This window comes from Marinobacter antarcticus, assembly GCF_900142385.1.
GTDB classification, from domain to species: domain Bacteria; phylum Pseudomonadota; class Gammaproteobacteria; order Pseudomonadales; family Oleiphilaceae; genus Marinobacter; species Marinobacter antarcticus.
In genome coordinates this window covers 1,545,353-1,560,996 of the sequence record NZ_FRAQ01000001.1, presented here as the reverse complement: position 1 = coordinate 1,560,996, position 15,644 = coordinate 1,545,353, and the positions used below count along the sequence as shown (strand labels likewise).

Here is a 15,644-nt window from a genome sequence, read left to right as displayed (position 1 = left end):
TGAAATCGAAAAACGTGTCCTGCGCCATCAAGCGCGCAGGACACGATATAATCCTGTTTGGGATGGGACGCTCGTCGCCGGTTCGGTGATCATTACATACCATTGAGTGTATCGTCTGTTCAGACTCACCTGCCAAGGAGCTAATTTAACGTGTCAATCCCACCGACGGAAAGCTGGACCCTGCTGCAGGGTGGTCTGGTTTTTTTGGTGTGTGCAGCCATTATCGCGATTGCCGGAACGCGTATCACCCGAGTGGTCGACCAGCTGGCTGACCGCACCGGAATTGGCGAGGCGGCCGCGGGTGCCGTGCTGCTGGGCGCGTCAACTTCCGTGGGCGGCTCGGTTCTCTCAGTCACCGCAGCATGGAATGGCAATGCCGAACTGGCGGTCAGCAATGCGCTGGGGGGTATTGCCGTGCAGACGTTTTTCCTGGCGGTTGCCGACATGGTCTATCGTCGGGCCAACCTGGAACATGCCGCGGCGTCGGTTCCCAACATGATGCAGAACGGGTTGCTAATCTGTCTACTGGCACTGATCCTGTTCGCGCCATACCTGCCAGATGTTACCGTTGGCGGGGTTCACCCGGTAACGCCGGTACTGTTTGCGGTCTATTTCTACGGCATTTATCTGGTGCGTACAGCATCAGAATCGCCCATGTGGCTGCCATCCGCCACCGGGGAAACCCGTGAAGACAAGCCCGATGACGTGACGGCAATGCCCCCCATGTCTCGCCTGTGCGTCGAGTTTCTGGTGTTGATGGCCGTTCTGGGTATCGCAGGATGGGTGCTGGAGCCGGCGGCCACGGTGATTGCCAACAGAACGAATCTGACACAGACAGTGGTCGGTGTGCTGCTCACGGCCGTCAGCACCTCGATTCCCGAACTGGTGACGTCGGTTGCTGCGGTTCGCCGTGGGGCACTCACTCTGGCGGTGGGCGGGATCATTGGCGGCAATGCCTTTGACACTCTGTTCACTGCCGCGTCGGATATTGCCTATCGGGACGGATCGATCTACCACGCGATGCCCGAGGATTCAAAATTCTGGGCGGCTCTCACATTGCTGATGTCGGGCGTGCTGATGATGGGGCTGATCCGTCGAGAACGCCACGGAATCGGGAAAATTGGTATGGAAAGCGCAGTCATCATGGTGCTGTATGTTTTCGGGGTTGTATTAATGCTTGGCGGTGTCCAAGCACCCCCTGCCTATAACTGATCGAGGGAGACCTTCAGGGTCTCCCCGATTCTCGCGTTCAGCTTCAGATCCGCCAGCTCCTCCGCACGGGTCCGGCCCAGATTAAGGGTGGCAATAGGCTTACCGAACTCTTTGGCATACCGGCAGAAGCGGAAGCCCGAGTAAACCATCAGCGACGACCCAATCACCAACAAACCATCACTGGCTTTGAGTGCATCCAGAGCTGAATTCACACGCTGCTTAGGCACAAAATCCCCGAAAAACACCACATCCGGTTTCAGGATACCGCTGCATTGGGGGCAGTCTGCCAGCCGAAACCCGGAGAAATCCACGTCGAGATACGCATCCCCATCCGGCGCGATATCCGCTTTGTACTGTCTGAAATCCGGGTTCAGATCGGCACAGCGCTCGTGCACATTATCCCGGGGGCATCGATAGCCACAGCTCATACACAGCACTTCATCCGCGCGGCCATGCAGGTCGCTCACGCCGTGAGTACCGGCTTTCTGATGCAGGCGGTCCACATTCTGGGTAACCACCAGGCTGGAGTGATTGCGCAGCTCAAGATCGGCAATGTAGTAATGGGAGGGGTTTGGCGTGGCATTGCGCATCACAGGCCAGCCAATCAGGCTGCGCCCCCAGTAACGCTGACGGGTTTCAAAGTTCTCCATGAACTCCCGATGCTGAACCGGCTGTTTGCGCTTCCAGGCGCCTTCGCCATCGCGGTAATCCGGAATACCGGAATCCGTGCTGACACCAGCGCCGGTCAAAATCAGGAGTTTGGGATAGCGATGAATAAAATCCGCCAGCAGCTCACCGGCCTGCTCCGGTTTATGCAGAACCGATGGCCCATCCAGTTCCGGGAGGCGCTGGTTCGCACTAAAAGGACGAGTACGATGGGTCGTCACTGACATACAAACTCCGGTCGGTTCAGCCCGGTTTGCGGGCCACGTATACGGTGTTGAAAGATTCTCTATTCTGGAATGGATTGTAGAAGCTCACAACATGACAGACCACTTCGGTGAACACATCCCGCAATACCTCCATGAATACGGAATCTTCGCCCTCATTGGACCACATGGCAAAAATGCCTCGGGGTTTGAGCTGCCCGGCCATACGGCGGATGTTTTCAGCTGTGTAGAAGCTGGCGTTTGAATCGTTCAGCAGTGCGCGAGGCGAATGGTCGATGTCGAGAAGGATGGCATCAAACTCTTTGCCGGGCGCTTCGGGATCGAAGCCTCCGCTCTCGGGACCGGCAACAGCCAGATCAAAGAAGCTGCCGTGAACATAGCGGCTGCGGGCATCTGCGTTGATGTCTTTACCGAGGGGCACATATTCTTGCTGGTGCCAGCGGATAACCGGCTCCAGGTACTCGACTATCAGCAACTCTCCGACCCGTTCGTGTTTGAGTGCGGCTACGGCGGTATAACCGAGCCCCAGACCACCAACGACGACGCTCAGGTTGTCGCCTTCGGCTTCGCCTATTCCGAGATCAGAGAGGGCGACCTCGGCGTCGACAAACATGCTGGACATGAGAAATTCTTCACCAAGCTTTACCTCGAAAATGTCTCTGTCGCCCAGTGCCGGGATGCGGCGACGGCGGAGTGTGATTTCGCCGATTTCGGAGGGTTGGCTATCAATTTGTTCGAACAGACGTCCCACTTCAATGCCTCTTTCTAGTCGTTGGCTTGCCTATCGTCGGGCCTGCATCAATTTTGCACCGTGCAAGCGCCGGTGGGTGCCCCTCTCCCAAAAAACGCTGTGAATACGTCCGTGTACGCTTGGCTCCGCCATCCATGGCTCCGCACATTTTTGGGAGAGGGGCACCCACCGGCTCTTCGTTTTACTCCCCTGTATTCTTCCGCGCCCATATTGGGAGGGGACACACACCGGCTCTTTGATCTATTCCCCTGTATTCTCCGAGGCCTGCATGCAACTATGCAGAATATCCCGCATCTTCTGTGCGCCAAGCTTGTTCATCAGATCAATATTGCGCTGGGGAATTCCGTCCACATCCGGATGGCTGTCAATAGCGGCCTCCAGACTGGCTTCACGTAACAGATGGAGCATGGGGAACGGGGAGCGATTGGTATAATTCTCGGCGGCATCCGATTCGGTATCTGCAAACTGGTAGTCCGGATGGAAACTGGCGATCTGGTATACACCTTCCAGATCCAGATAGGTTAACAACCCGTCGGCAGCACCCAAAAACTCATTGTAGTCCGCAAAACTCTGAAGAACGTGAGGATGAATCAGGAGCGTGGTTTCGGTTTCCGGTTCATCTTCCAGACGCAGCAGTTCAGTTTGCAGGGCCTGGAGCAGTGAATCTTCGTTATCAGCCTCGGAGACCACGAACCGAACCCGGTCTCTGACCAGCTCCCGTTTGGCGAATGGGCAAAGGTTGTAACCAACAACAACGTCTTCGACCCATTTCCGAGTCGCCTGAACTACCGATCCTTCGCTCACAAAAAATTCCTCAGTTGTTGATCCAAACTCAGAAGTTCAAATCGGGCAGTCGGGTGGAACTGTCCAAAAATGTGCGAAGCCATGGATGGCGAAGCCAAGCGTAAAGGGAAGTATTCACAGCGGTTTTTGGACAGTTCCACCCGACTGCCCAGCCCCGAAATTAAAAGCTTCTATAAATAGCCTTGGCTACGAAGATAATCATCGTAGGTGCCACTAAAGTCCGTAATACCCTCAGGCGTCAACTCAATAATCCGGGTCGCCAGTGAAGATACAAACTCACGGTCGTGGCTGACAAAAATCAGTGTGCCGGGATAGTTCTCAAGGGCCAGGTTCAGCGACTCGATGGATTCCATATCCAGGTGGTTGGTCGGCTCATCCATCAGCATCACATTCGGCTTCTGCAGAATCAGCTTGCCAAACAGCATACGTCCCTGCTCACCACCGGAGATCACACGCACGGATTTACTAATGTCATCGCCGGAAAACAGCATACGGCCGAGCGTACCTCTTATCAGCTGCTCGCCACCTGTTGTCCACTGGGCCATCCATTCCGTCAGCGTATCGTCGCCGGCGAAATCTGCTGTGTGATCCTGAGCGTAATAGCCCACTTCGGCGCTGTCCGTCCACTTCACTTCACCGCTGTCAGGCTCGTAAACACCGGCCAGACACTGCAGCAACGTGGTTTTACCAATGCCGTTGGGACCAATGATGGCCACGCGTTCGCCAGCGTCAACCTGCAGGTTCAGCTTGTTGAATAGAGTGTTCCCATCAAAACCCTTGGTCAGCTCCCGTATTGTTACCGCCTGGCGGTGTAACTTTTTGCCTTGTTCAAAACGGATAAACGGATTGACACGGCTGGAGGGTTTTACTTCATCCAGCTGGATCTTGTCGATCTGGCGTGCACGGGAGGTGGCCTGTTTCGCTTTCGAGGCGTTGGCAGAGAAGCGACTTACAAATTGCTGCAGTTCCGCAATTTGGGCCTTCTTCTTCGCGTTATCCGAGAGCATACGCTCACGGGCCTGGGTGGCGGCGGTCATGTACTCATCATAGTTGCCCGGGAACAGCCGTAACTCACGGTAGTCCAGGTCAGCCATGTGGGTGCACACGCTGTTCAGGAAGTGACGGTCGTGAGAAATGATGATCATGGTGCTGCTGCGAGCCACCAGTATGTTTTCCAACCAGCGGATTGTATTGATGTCCAGGTGGTTGGTGGGCTCGTCCAGCAACAACACATCCGGATCCGAGAAGAGTGCCTGAGCCAGCAGCACCCGCAGTTTCCAGCCTGGCGCCAGGCTACTCATAGGCCCTTCGTGTTGTTCCAGGGGAATGTCCAGGCCCAGAAGCAGTTCACCGGCGCGGGAATCGGCGGTGTAGCCGTCCATTTCGGCAAACTGCACTTCCAGGTCGGCAACCGCCATACCGTCTTCTTCGCTCATCTCTGCCAGCGAATAGATGCGATCGCGTTCCCTTTTAACATTCCACAGTTCTTCATGACCCATGATCACGGTGTCCATGACCGAACAGGTCTCGAAGGCAAACTGATCCTGCCGCAGCTTACCCAAGCGAACGTTCGGCTCCAGCATAACCTGGCCTCCCGAAGGTTCAAGGTCGCTACCAAGAATTTTCATCAGGGTGGATTTGCCGGAGCCATTAGCCCCGATCAGGCCGTAGCGATTGCCGTTACCGAACTTGGCGGAAACATTTTCAAACAGGGGTTTGGCCCCGAATTGCATGGTGATATTGGCAGTAGAGATCAAGAAACAAACCTATAAATGTGAGGGCCAGCGCCACGCCGACTAAAGAAAGTCGGCATTGTACAGGTTTGCAGTGACAATCGTGAGACCGCAGAAACACGGATAAAAAGGCTTGCCTCGGGCGAAGGGTACGGGCAGCATTCCCTCTTCGAAGTACCCATTCATTCCATTTAAGGATAGTTACCATGACACAGGCAACCGCACGCCACATTCTGGTAGACAGCGAAGCAAAGTGTGAAGAGTTGAAGAAGGACATTGAAGGTGGCCAGGATTTCGCAGAAGTTGCGAAGCAACACTCTTCCTGCCCGTCCGGCCGTAACGGCGGCGACCTGGGATCTTTTGGCCCCGGACAGATGGTTCCCGAATTCGATAAGGTGGTGTTCAGCGGCGACCTGAACACTGTGATTGGCCCCGTGAAAACCCAGTTTGGCTACCACCTGCTGGAAGTAACCAGCCGCAGTTAAGGGAGACCCTCAGGCGCAACCGCCTCAATGGCTCCTGACAGTTTCAGGAGCCAGGGCCAATACGAGTTCTCTTGGCCTCTTATTTTTGCGGAGCGAGGAAGCGCGCCATCTGGTTGCCGATGGACTCAATCGGATCGGTAATTGCCTGCTGAATACTCCCCGTAACGGTTTTTGAAAACGCAGTCCCCGGACCGCTTTCCAGGAAGTCGATATACAGCCCCATCTCCTGGGAGCTGATTTTTTCATAGGTATGCAGATAACTGTCATACACCTGCTGTTCAACAATGCCACGAATTTTGCCGCGCTGGCTTTCTATGGTCTGTTTGAGTTCATCATAATTCGCCGAATCACGGCTGAACGCAGCCATAGCGGTTGCCAGCCCGAGCTGAACGGCAATGGTGGTATCCACTGCGCTTTCGGTGGCGCGGGATGCGCGATCAAATCGCTCAAATAGCTTGGCGCGGTCGGTGCCCTTGTACTTCTTGTTCAATTCCGTCGCCCTGGCCTGAATCTGCTTCCAGACAGCCGGATCTGAGGCCGCAATTTCTGCCGTAGAAATCTTCCGGGCAACCGGGGTTTGGTACCAGCCCTCTACTGCTTCAAGCTGTTTCCCGGAGAGGTCACGCTCCAGATTTTGCACAATCTGCTGCTCTATATCCGCCGCACGGAAGCTATTAGTGACCACGTACCCAATAGTATCTGCGACCATGGGAGGCAACTGCTGGCTGCGCTTCAGGCCTTCGCGAATACCCTCGCTCATCATGGCGGGGTAGCGATCAACAATATCGTCGATGGGCGATGCCGCCAGAACCTGCTGGGCGCTGGGCGCAGCCATGACCGGGCCTGCCAGAAACAGACCGGTGATTAAAAGAGGTTTAACTAGGGTGCCGAGCTTCATTTAACTATCATCCTGATTGGTGGATGCTGCGTTTATGACACGCGCACCCTCCCCTGAGCAAGCAATCCATGGGTTCCGGAGATGACAGTTTGGTAGGAAAATTCTGGAAACCGGCACGACCGCGCAGGAAACGGCGCCAGACACGCCGCAACCGATGGCGATCCCGCGTGAAATGGTACGGGCTTCCGGTTTTCGGGCTGATTATCGGGACCTGGGCAACGCTACGCTTCAGTCTGCTGGCTCCTGAGCCACCGGTTAATCCCGATGATCTATGCGATATTTTCCGGGAACATACCGTCTGGTATGACTATGCGAGCAACTCTCAGGCACGCTGGGGAACACCCATCGCCACTCAGATGGCCTTCGTTTATTACGAATCATCCTTCCGCAGCCACGCTCAGCCACCCAGAACGCTGCTATGGGGCTTTATCCCCTGGACTCGGCCAACCACTGCCTACGGCTACGCCCAGGCTCTGGACCCTGCCTGGCGAGAATATCTTGCGGCCAACGGCGATGGCTTATTTACAGTTCGTACTGACATGGAATACGCACTGGATTTCGTAGGCTGGTATAACCAACTCACCCATCGACAGCTCGGCATTCCCTTCCATAATCCGCGCCAGCTTTACCTGGCATATCATGAGGGCCGTGGTGGCTTCGCCCGCAAAACGTTCACCCGCAAGCCTGCGGTGACAGCTCTGGCTTCAAGGGTTCAGAACCGGGCCTTTCAATACGATAACCAGCTCAAATCCTGTGAACAGGAATTCCAGTGCTGGCGCTGGTATCAGTTCTGGCCATTCTGCAGCTGAGGACCGGTTACCCGGTGATCATGCTGTCGGGCTGAACTCAATTGCAGACGCCTGGGCCTGCAATCGGTCAACCAGAAACTCCATCACAATGCGAACTCTGGCCATTTGCTGGGTATCCTGACTTACGTGTAACCACAGATCGACACTTTCACCCTCAATCGGATCTGACAGGCGACGCAGTTCTTTGGAGCCCTCACCCAGATAACATGGCAGAACAGCCAGACCAGCTCCGGCACGGGCCAGCGCATGCATCGAGTGCAGGCTATTGCAACGGATGACCGACGTGGCATTTTTCAGGTGCTTGCGATACCACCGGCCCGTTGCCAGATGGCTGAAGGTTTCATCCGGAATAATCCAGAGACAGCCTTCAGGATGGTTCTCAATATCCATATTGCGGTGGCGCCGACAGTAACCGGCGGAACCGTAGACAGCGGACTCAATCGCAGCTATACGCTCACCCTCGAGCGTTGCCTGAGGTTTGTTTTCAGGCCGCAAGGTAAGGTCTGCCTCTCTGTGGTTGAGATTAGTAACGTCGTTATCGGTGAGCACTTCCAGCTCAATATCCGGAAATTCACGCACCAGTTCAGTGAGAATCGACCCGAGCAGCTCACTCATCATCGTGTCTTCGGCCGCCAGGCGTACCTTGCCCACAGGCGCTGAATCCTGCCCTACCAGCTTGCGCTCAAGATTCTCCATATCGACAGACAGCTTTTCAGCACTACGAAAAGCGGTCTCCCCAACCGGCGTCAGCTGCAATCCATCCCGGTTACGCTCAAAAAACTGCACACCCAACGACTCTTCCATCTGGTCCAGCCGACGCAAAACCGTGGTTTGGTGTACACCCAGTATTTCTCCGGCCTTTGCGAGGGTTCCACCTATTGCCAGAGCATGTATATATCGAAGATAATCCCAGTCCATAGCTACTGCATATTTGCAACATGAGTACGAAGTTTAACGTATTCACGCTGCAAAAAAATACCTTTATAGTTAGCCTTATATTCGGGTCAATCCCTTTTAGTAATTTACAAACAGTAACCCATCAGTAAAGGAGGAAGTCGCTATGGCTCAACAGCATATCGCAACCGTTCAACCGCTACCGTCCAGTATCCTCCACAACAGTGCTGGGGTAAGAAGCCAGCACACCCGTGCGGCTGCAAAGATGGCAGTGCAGTTCTTGAGCAGCAAACTGCGTTCATTTAATCGCAAAGCTGCAGCAGCAACGCCTGATATCGCCCAGATGCAGGGTGGCCACTGATTCCAGCCGGGCATAGGTAAAGAGCTGCGCCATATAGCGCAGCTCTGAAACCAGAAGCCAGACTGAAAACGCCGACGATTCCCAAGAGGACCCGTCGGCGTTTTGCATTACACAGTCAGAATTCCCAGATCACTTTCTTCTTCTGCTCAAACCATTCGTCCATTTTACGGTTGTAAACATCCTCGATCACATTGCGCTTGATCTTCATGGTCGGCGTCAGCATCCCGTTTTCCATCGTCCAGGGCTCTTTCACCAAAACCACAAACGCGATTTTTTCGTGCGCCTCGCAGCCTTCATTCACCGCCTTCAGCTCGTTTGTCAGCTCTTGCTCCAGCCCGTCCCGGCTCATGCCCGTTGCAAGCGAACCCCGGACGTCTTCCGAAAGCAGCAGCATCAGGCAGGGCTGAGGCTGATTAGCACCGGCCACGCAGACAACTTCCACCGAAGGGTGGTTAAACCGGTTTTCAATAGGCACCGGCACCACATATTTGCCCTTGGAGGTTTTGAACAGGTCTTTCACCCTGCCTGTAATCCGCAGGTAGCCGTCGGCGTTGATTTCGCCCATATCTCCGGTCTTGAGAAAGCCGTCGGCGGTAACGTCCTCCGTGGTTTTTTCTTCGTTCCGATAATAGCCCAGCATCATGCCCGGGCTTCTTACCTGCAGTTCGTCACCATCACCAATACGATGTTCAACGCCGGGATTCGTCACACCCACGTAGCCGATTCGGGCCTGCCCCGGCCGGCTGGCATGGGAGTAACCGAAGTTTTCCGTCATGCCGTAAACCTCCAGCAGCTCCAGACCGAGGTTGCGGTACCAGGTGATAATCTCTTCCGACAAAGGCGCAGCCCCGGTCAGTGCGGCACGGCAATGATCCAGCCCCAGCTGTCTGAGCACTTTCTTTTTCACCATTGAGCGGACGAACGGAATGCTGAACAGTAACTTCTGTTTCCTGGGCGGCAGTTTGGCATTAACCCCAAGGTAAAACTTCATCCACAGGCGGGGAACAGAGAAAAACAGGGTTGGCCGGGCACGCTGCAAATCCTGCTGGAAGGTTTCCAGAGTATTGGCAAAATACACATGAAAACCGAAATACAGCGACTGGGTTTCCACCGCCGCCCGTTCCGCCACGTGAGCCAGCGGAAGATAGGACAGCATACGGTCGTCTGATGACGCAGTGAACATCTGCTGCAAGCCGTCCGCAACCGACATCATGGCCCGATAACTGTGCATAACCCCTTTGGGGCGCCCGGTACTTCCTGAGGTGTATGCAATGGTAGCCAGCGTATCAGGGTCAGGTAATCTCGGCTTAGCCGGCTCGTGCTCAGCAATAATATCCAGCCACTTGGGAGTATCATTTCGCGGCGACATGGGCAGGGAGATGATCGGGAGATCCGAGGGAATATGCCCTTTTATATCGCTCCAACCATCCGCCGTGCCGTCGAGCTTCCCCAGAAACAGCAGCTTTGCTTCGCTGTGCTCAAGGATATAGGCGGCAGCTTCACCATTGAGGGTGGGATAGAGCGGCACAGATACATGGCCTGCAGCCCAGATAGCCAGATCGGACAGAATCCAGTGCGCACTGTTTTTGCCCAGAATGGCGATGTTGCTGCGCTCTGGTAGTTCAAGGCTATTGATATGGGCCGCCATTCGCGACACCTGATCGGCGGCCTGCTTCCAGGTGATGTCCTCCACCGTGCCGTCAGGATATGGCTGAGTCAGGTATAGCTTTTCCGGGTTACGCTCCGCCCAGTAATACAAACAGTGCAAAGAGGTCTGCCTATGGGGATCCACTGCCATGAAAAACTCCTTTTTTATTTTTTTGTGACATTAATCAATATTAGTCTAAAGTGAAGAACGAAGCGTATCGGATTCCATTACTCATAGGAGACCACCATGAGACAGTCGACTCGCTCTTTCCTGATTTTCCCGGCCTGGGGATTTATCCTGCTTGGCTCAGCCGCTTTCTTGTACAGTGCTTTCGCGGGGATGCTGGGTTCCTGATAATCCAGCTGTAAAAAAATTGCAGAAAAGCGCCTACCGCCGGAAGCGGGTTTCCAGCACCACAGCCGAGTTAGTGCGCTCAACACCTTCAAGATTACCGATCTCATCCAGTACGGCACTCAGCTCCTCCAGAGACTGGGCCTGAACGATGGCTATAAGGTCGTATTCACCGCTTACCGAGAACAACTGAGACACTTGGCTGATACCCTCAAGCGCGGAATTTGTTCGCGCAGTCAGTTTCTGGGCAACTTTTATCGAAACGTGAGCTTCCACCTGACTAGACGAAAAAGCCCCTCCCAATTGCACCGAATATCCGGCAATCACACCGCTGACCTCCAGCCGGGCGATCCTGTTTTGTACCGTTGAGCGCGACAGGTTCAGGGCCTTGGCCAGATCCGTAATACTGGTTCTGGCGTTTTGACGTAGCAGCAAAAGCAGCTTTTGGTCTTTGCTTCCGATCATTTTGGTTACTCGCCTGGTCATTATGAAAAAATAATAGCCCATTTCGAGCATAATGCATCTGCAACCTGCCAGCACATCTCTTCATACTGTCCCGAAACATCGTCAGGTTGCAGCCCATGATCATTCGACCGATTACCGACAGGGATCTGGATACTCTTTTTCAAATAGCTCAGGAATCCGGCCCGGGCTTTACCTCCCTCATGCCCGACAGGGATGCTCTGACGCGAAAAATAGCCCATTCCATGGCCAGTTTCGAGCGCCGGGTTACCAGCCCTGGTGACGAGCATTACTTGTTCGTACTGGAAGATGAAGCCACCGGAGATATTCTGGGCACCACCGGCATAGAAGCGAATGCAGGGCATACCCGGCCGCTTTACCATTTCCGGCGTAATACGATTATCCACCACTCCCGGGATCTTGATCTTCGCCGAAACGTGGAAACCCTGACCCGCTGCAACCATTACACCGGCTATTCTGAAATCTGCTCACTTTATCTGCGGCCGGCGTTCCGCCGGGCCGATGCAGGCAAACTGCTTTCCCGGGTCCGTTTCCTCTTTATGGCGCTGCACCCGGAACGCTTTTCAGACAAGGTCATTGCCGAGATGCGCGGTGTCTCGAACGGCGCTGGCCAATCGCCTTTCTGGGACTGGCTGAAAGCTCATTTCGTTGATATCGAGTTCAGTCACGCAACCCATCTGGTTGGCACCGGCTATACTGACTTCATTGATGAGTTGATGCCTTCCCATCCGCTTTACACCTGCCTGATGAGCCCGGAGGCCCGGGAGGTTATCAGTCAGGTACACAACCAAACCCGGCCGGCCTTGCGGATACTGGAAGCCGAAGGGTTTCAGCACAAAGGACTCATAGACCTGTTTGATGCGGGACCAACGGTTGAGTGCGCCCTGGCCGACATTCAAAGCGTGAGATCCTCTTATGCATGCGCGGTAAGAATTGACGAAACTGACACAGGCACAGGAACTGGCAGCCGTTATGGACGTGCCAGCTACCAGCAAAGCGAACCAACTTTGATTACAAACACAGGCACGGCAGACTTCCGGGCAACGGTCACGTCCGAATTGTCTGCCCAGCCAGATACACTGATTGTTCCCCCTGCCCTCGCTGTAAAACTGTGCCTGGAGAACGGCAAGCTCGCGCGCATTCTGCCTTTAAACCAGGCAGCGCCAGCACAAACCCGAAATACGGCCCCGGAGTTAAATTATGCATACTGATCGCAACGCCTTGTTCGAGAAGCTCTGGCAGAATTATCGTGACGTCACGCCTTCGGCTGTGCAAATCCATCGGATTCTGGGTGCGGAAGAAGGCCACGCGATCATTAACGATCATATCGCCCTGCGAACCTTCAATTTGGCGCCCGTTAGCCTGGACGCTCTTGCAGCGCATTTTCTTGCTCTGGGATATCGCGAAGGGGGCGAATACCACTTCAAAGGCAAGAAACTCTATGCCCGGCATTATGAGCACTCAGATCCGGAGGCTCCGAGGGTATTCATTTCAGAGCTGTTGACGGAACAGTGCTCACCGGAGCTTCAGGCCAGTGTAAAAAAACTGGTAGAAGGGGTGACAAAAGAACAGGTTACAGCGGACGACTTTCTATACTCAGGCCGGCACTGGGATCTGGATTACGACACCTACCGCAAGCTGCTGGAAGAGAGCGAATATGCGGCCTGGCTCGCGGCTTGGGGCTACCGGGCGAATCACTTCACCGTAAGTGTTAATGACCTGCAAAGCTTCCATACAGTCGCCGATGTGAACCAGCTCCTGAAAGATAACGGCTTTTCGGTGAATGTTTCCGGCGGTGAAGTGAAAGGCTCTCCCGAAGATCTGCTTGAACAGTCCTCCACCATGGCCGACCGGGTTCCGGTAAAGTTCAGTGACCGGGAGGCCACCATTCCCAGTTGTTTCTATGAGTTTGCACTGCGCTACAAAAAAGCCGACGGCAGTCTCTATAACGGCTTTGTGGCAGCTTCTGCAGACAAAATTTTCGAGAGCACCCACGCTGGCATGTAACGGATTGGGTGTGCGAGCCCGCATATACTGCTTACCCGCCGTTACAAAGAAATAACCTTTTTACAACGGCGCGGCCCGCCGTCATTGTCTACTTTTTGAACACGAGCACGTTTCGAATATAGCCGGTCAGACAATACCGGAAGCCGTACAACAACAAAAATGTGGCGGTGGGAACAAAAAGCCTACCTCCACCGAGGAGAAAACATGTCTGCATCCGCAAGTCACCTCGACGAGCGCACCCGTGATTCGGGCGGGCTGCTCGAGGACATCATGCCTTCAGCCATCACACTTGCCATGATGTTACGTCACAAAAAAATGGCTGCCTGGCTGCGGTCTGAATTCGATGGCTACCAGGATCGTGACGCCACCCCTCCCTACCGCCTGGATTTACCGGGACATATTGTCGCAAAATCACCGCAATATGGATGGATTCCGGCACCGGTAAGCGATCATCAGAAACTTGAGTTTGGCCATATAGATCTCATGGAAGGTACCAAGTCCCTGGAAAAAACCTGCGTCAACAGCAAAAAAGGTGACGGCAACCGGCTATTGCTGGATGTCGATGATATGGCTGTTTTGCAGAAACAGATCAACCTGAGCGCAGAGCTGGCCATCAACCTCAGCCGCGATGTGTATTTGCGCCTGCTAAAAACCGTAAGAGGCGCAGTTTACCTGTGGACGCAGGCACTGATGGAAAAAGGCCTCGCGGGAGAGCATAACCATTACAGCCCCGAAGAGCGCGCGCAGGTTGCGGAACTGGACGACCCGGAACATTTCTGGCGCAGAGCCATGGATGAGCTAGACAGCCTGCCCATTCCGGATGTGCGTTCCGCAGGCTTTTTCGAGAAGATGTTCGGGCGGGCAAGCTGAGCTAAACTGACTCCTTGTTCCGGGACAATCCCGTTTTTGTTCAATGCAACAAGGAGTAACGATGAAGCCTGCCTTCACGCTTCTGCTGGCCTGCCTTTTTATGCTGGCAGGCTGCCAGTCGCTGTCAGATCAAAAATCGATCATCGAGCCAGGCAACGAAAACCTGCCGGGCAAAGACCGCAATACCGTCCTTCTCAGTGCCCAGCACTGCCTGAGCGAATATCTGCGTGATCAGCGCAGAATTCATTTCGGCCCCTGCCTCAAGATCATCAGTGTGGACGACCATCCTCCGCAGGTTCGGGAAGATGGTTTTATAGCGCTACCCGTAGCCACTCCCGTGACCCTTGGCACCAGCTGCGTCTACCGCCATTCTGACGGTTCACCTATACCCGCAACAATGGAAACAACGGATTTCCGTGTTACCTCGCAAACATTTACCGAGCCCGGGAAGCGCTGGTATCTGCACGCACACAAGCAGGCGAGACAGGTTATCGGCTGCGAGCCCACGCTCTCGCGTTCAACAGGCCCGACCTACAAAACGAACTGACGGCTTGAAACAGTTCCGGCGACGATTACCTGACATAACTCCGACCATGAGAATCCGGCCTTCATGACTACTGATATCAGCATCGTCTGGCTTGGCGCACTGGCAAGCCTGTTGGCAGGCCTTGCAACCGGTATAGGTGCCCTGGCGGTCTTCTTCGTCAAAACCCTGTCTGACCGGCTGCAGGACAGTATGCTGGCGGGTGCTGCGGGCGTGATGCTGGCAGCCTCCTTTTTCTCGTTACTGCTTCCGGGGCTGGAGCATGGAGAGGCGCTGTTGGGCTCAACCTGGGCTGCAGCGCTGCTGGTGATATTCGGCATACTGTCCGGTGCAGGGGCGCTGTACTATATCCACCAGAAACTGCCCCATGAACACTTCAACCTCGGGCCGGAAGGCCCTGACGCCTCGCATGTCCGCCGCATCTGGCTCTTTATTATTGCCATAACGCTGCATAATTTTCCGGAGGGCATGGCGGTGGGCGTTGGTTTTGCCGGGGGAGATGTGCGCAACGGCTATGTGCTGGCGATGGGCATTGGCATTCAGAATATTCCTGAAGGCCTTGCCGTTGCATTCTCACTGATGGCCATTCAGTACTCCCGGACCAAGGCATTCACAATCGCGCTGCTGACCGGGCTGGCCGAGCCCATCGGCGGCGTATTCGGCGCTGCCCTGGTATGGCTGGCTGAGCCGATTATGCCCTGGACTCTGGGTTTTGCTGCAGGTGCCATGCTGTTCATTATCAGCAATGAGATTATTCCGGAAACCCACCGGAACAGCTACAAAACGCTGGCGACCTTCTCCCTGCTGGTCGGCTTTGTTGTGATGATGTTCCTGGACGCCACATTGGGGTAGTCTGACGTCAGACCACTATTTAGATCATTATTTAGATCGCTACGGAGAAAAT

At 54.6% G+C, this 15,644-nt stretch carries 17 protein-coding genes; 9 read left to right on the top strand and 8 right to left on the bottom strand.

Annotated features, from left to right (window positions below; translation table 11 throughout):
• The first annotated feature begins 150 nt into the window (after positions 1-150).
• The gene (locus BUA49_RS07395; protein ID WP_228704424.1) at positions 151-1,212 is read left to right on the top strand and encodes a sodium:calcium antiporter; all 1,062 of its coding nucleotides are present in this window, start codon (positions 151-153) and stop codon (positions 1,210-1,212) included.
• On the opposite strand, the gene BUA49_RS07390 is transcribed toward BUA49_RS07395, so the two are convergent.
• From BUA49_RS07390 to BUA49_RS07375, 4 genes are all read right to left on the bottom strand, one after another.
• Positions 1,203-2,105, bottom strand: a complete 903-nt coding sequence (locus BUA49_RS07390) for an NAD-dependent protein deacetylase (RefSeq protein ID WP_072796536.1) — start codon at positions 2,103-2,105, stop codon at positions 1,203-1,205. The genes BUA49_RS07395 and BUA49_RS07390 overlap by 10 nt on opposite strands.
• 16 nt (positions 2,106-2,121) lie before the next feature.
• Positions 2,122-2,853, bottom strand: a complete 732-nt coding sequence (locus tag BUA49_RS07385; RefSeq protein WP_072796535.1) for a polyamine aminopropyltransferase — start codon at positions 2,851-2,853, stop codon at positions 2,122-2,124.
• 240 nt (positions 2,854-3,093) lie between these two features.
• Positions 3,094-3,657 carry a DUF1415 domain-containing protein gene (locus BUA49_RS07380; protein WP_072796534.1) on the bottom strand — a complete coding sequence of 188 codons (564 nt, stop codon included), beginning with the start codon at positions 3,655-3,657 and terminating at the stop codon, positions 3,094-3,096.
• A gap of 170 nt (positions 3,658-3,827) precedes the next feature.
• A complete protein-coding gene (locus BUA49_RS07375; RefSeq protein ID WP_072796533.1) occupies positions 3,828-5,414 on the bottom strand; it encodes an ABC-F family ATPase in 1,587 nt (528 codons plus the stop codon).
• Between the two features lie 182 nt (positions 5,415-5,596).
• Between BUA49_RS07375 and BUA49_RS07370 the strand changes: the two genes are divergently transcribed.
• Positions 5,597-5,875: a peptidylprolyl isomerase gene (locus BUA49_RS07370; RefSeq protein WP_072796532.1), complete on the top strand. Its 279-nt coding sequence runs from the start codon at positions 5,597-5,599 to the stop codon at positions 5,873-5,875.
• Between the two features lie 79 nt (positions 5,876-5,954).
• Here BUA49_RS07370 and BUA49_RS07365 read toward each other — a convergent pair whose 3' ends face one another.
• Positions 5,955-6,773, bottom strand: a complete 819-nt coding sequence (locus BUA49_RS07365; protein WP_072796531.1) for a DUF2059 domain-containing protein — start codon at positions 6,771-6,773, stop codon at positions 5,955-5,957.
• Positions 6,774-6,940: 167 nt separating this feature from the next.
• On the opposite strand from BUA49_RS07365, the gene BUA49_RS07360 reads away from it, so the two are divergent.
• On the top strand, positions 6,941-7,582 hold the full coding sequence (locus tag BUA49_RS07360; RefSeq protein ID WP_139248751.1) for a transglycosylase SLT domain-containing protein: 642 nt from the start codon (positions 6,941-6,943) through the stop codon (positions 7,580-7,582).
• 18 nt (positions 7,583-7,600) lie between these two features.
• Here BUA49_RS07360 and BUA49_RS07355 read toward each other — a convergent pair whose 3' ends face one another.
• Positions 7,601-8,500, bottom strand: a complete 900-nt coding sequence (locus BUA49_RS07355) for a LysR family transcriptional regulator (RefSeq protein ID WP_072796529.1) — start codon at positions 8,498-8,500, stop codon at positions 7,601-7,603.
• Between the two features lie 142 nt (positions 8,501-8,642).
• Here BUA49_RS07355 and BUA49_RS07350 point away from each other — a divergent pair, with 142 nt between their 5' ends.
• Complete coding sequence (locus BUA49_RS07350) at positions 8,643-8,837, top strand: hypothetical protein (RefSeq protein ID WP_072796528.1); 195 nt, start codon at positions 8,643-8,645, stop codon at positions 8,835-8,837.
• A 115-nt stretch (positions 8,838-8,952) separates the two neighbouring features.
• On the opposite strand, the gene BUA49_RS07345 is transcribed toward BUA49_RS07350, so the two are convergent.
• Together BUA49_RS07345 and BUA49_RS07340 are read right to left on the bottom strand one after the other, a co-directional pair.
• Positions 8,953-10,635 carry an AMP-binding protein gene (locus BUA49_RS07345; RefSeq protein ID WP_072796527.1) on the bottom strand — a complete coding sequence of 561 codons (1,683 nt, stop codon included), beginning with the start codon at positions 10,633-10,635 and terminating at the stop codon, positions 8,953-8,955.
• A gap of 237 nt (positions 10,636-10,872) precedes the next feature.
• Positions 10,873-11,301, bottom strand: coding sequence for an Lrp/AsnC family transcriptional regulator (locus tag BUA49_RS07340; protein WP_072797733.1), 429 nt, complete (start codon positions 11,299-11,301; stop codon positions 10,873-10,875).
• Positions 11,302-11,417: 116 nt separating this feature from the next.
• Here BUA49_RS07340 and BUA49_RS07335 point away from each other — a divergent pair, with 116 nt between their 5' ends.
• The 5 genes from BUA49_RS07335 (at position 11,418) to BUA49_RS07315 (ending at position 15,592) form a co-directional block, all read left to right on the top strand.
• On the top strand, positions 11,418-12,530 hold the full coding sequence (locus BUA49_RS07335) for an arginine N-succinyltransferase (RefSeq protein WP_072796526.1): 1,113 nt from the start codon (positions 11,418-11,420) through the stop codon (positions 12,528-12,530).
• Positions 12,520-13,326, top strand: coding sequence for a DUF1338 domain-containing protein (locus BUA49_RS07330; RefSeq protein ID WP_072796525.1), 807 nt, complete (start codon positions 12,520-12,522; stop codon positions 13,324-13,326). The genes BUA49_RS07335 and BUA49_RS07330 overlap by 11 nt, the downstream gene beginning before the upstream one ends.
• 204 nt (positions 13,327-13,530) lie before the next feature.
• Positions 13,531-14,196 carry an AbiTii domain-containing protein gene (locus BUA49_RS07325; protein ID WP_072796524.1) on the top strand — a complete coding sequence of 222 codons (666 nt, stop codon included), beginning with the start codon at positions 13,531-13,533 and terminating at the stop codon, positions 14,194-14,196.
• A 61-nt stretch (positions 14,197-14,257) separates the two neighbouring features.
• On the top strand, positions 14,258-14,743 hold the full coding sequence (locus BUA49_RS07320) for a hypothetical protein (RefSeq protein ID WP_072796523.1): 486 nt from the start codon (positions 14,258-14,260) through the stop codon (positions 14,741-14,743).
• A gap of 63 nt (positions 14,744-14,806) precedes the next feature.
• Positions 14,807-15,592, top strand: coding sequence for a ZIP family metal transporter (locus BUA49_RS07315; RefSeq protein WP_072796522.1), 786 nt, complete (start codon positions 14,807-14,809; stop codon positions 15,590-15,592).
• Positions 15,593-15,644: the final 52 nt, after the last annotated feature.

Excerpts from the sequence above, each read along its gene's own strand:
- BUA49_RS07330 (WP_072796525.1), top strand. The coding sequence starts at position 12,520 with ATGCATACTGATCGCAACGCCTTGTTCGAGAAGCTCTGGCAGAATTAT.
- BUA49_RS07355 (WP_072796529.1), bottom strand. The coding sequence starts at position 8,500 with ATGGACTGGGATTATCTTCGATATATACATGCTCTGGCAATAGGTGGA.
- BUA49_RS07390 (WP_072796536.1), bottom strand. The coding sequence starts at position 2,105 with ATGTCAGTGACGACCCATCGTACTCGTCCTTTTAGTGCGAACCAGCGC.
- BUA49_RS07340 (WP_072797733.1), bottom strand. The coding sequence starts at position 11,301 with ATGATCGGAAGCAAAGACCAAAAGCTGCTTTTGCTGCTACGTCAAAAC.
- BUA49_RS07345 (WP_072796527.1), bottom strand. The coding sequence starts at position 10,635 with ATGGCAGTGGATCCCCATAGGCAGACCTCTTTGCACTGTTTGTATTAC.
- BUA49_RS07320 (WP_072796523.1), top strand. The coding sequence starts at position 14,258 with ATGAAGCCTGCCTTCACGCTTCTGCTGGCCTGCCTTTTTATGCTGGCA.
- BUA49_RS07335 (WP_072796526.1), top strand. The coding sequence starts at position 11,418 with ATGATCATTCGACCGATTACCGACAGGGATCTGGATACTCTTTTTCAA.
- BUA49_RS07315 (WP_072796522.1), top strand. The coding sequence starts at position 14,807 with ATGACTACTGATATCAGCATCGTCTGGCTTGGCGCACTGGCAAGCCTG.
- BUA49_RS07365 (WP_072796531.1), bottom strand. The coding sequence starts at position 6,773 with ATGAAGCTCGGCACCCTAGTTAAACCTCTTTTAATCACCGGTCTGTTT.
- BUA49_RS07370 (WP_072796532.1), top strand. The coding sequence starts at position 5,597 with ATGACACAGGCAACCGCACGCCACATTCTGGTAGACAGCGAAGCAAAG.
- BUA49_RS07350 (WP_072796528.1), top strand. The coding sequence starts at position 8,643 with ATGGCTCAACAGCATATCGCAACCGTTCAACCGCTACCGTCCAGTATC.
- BUA49_RS07325 (WP_072796524.1), top strand. The coding sequence starts at position 13,531 with ATGTCTGCATCCGCAAGTCACCTCGACGAGCGCACCCGTGATTCGGGC.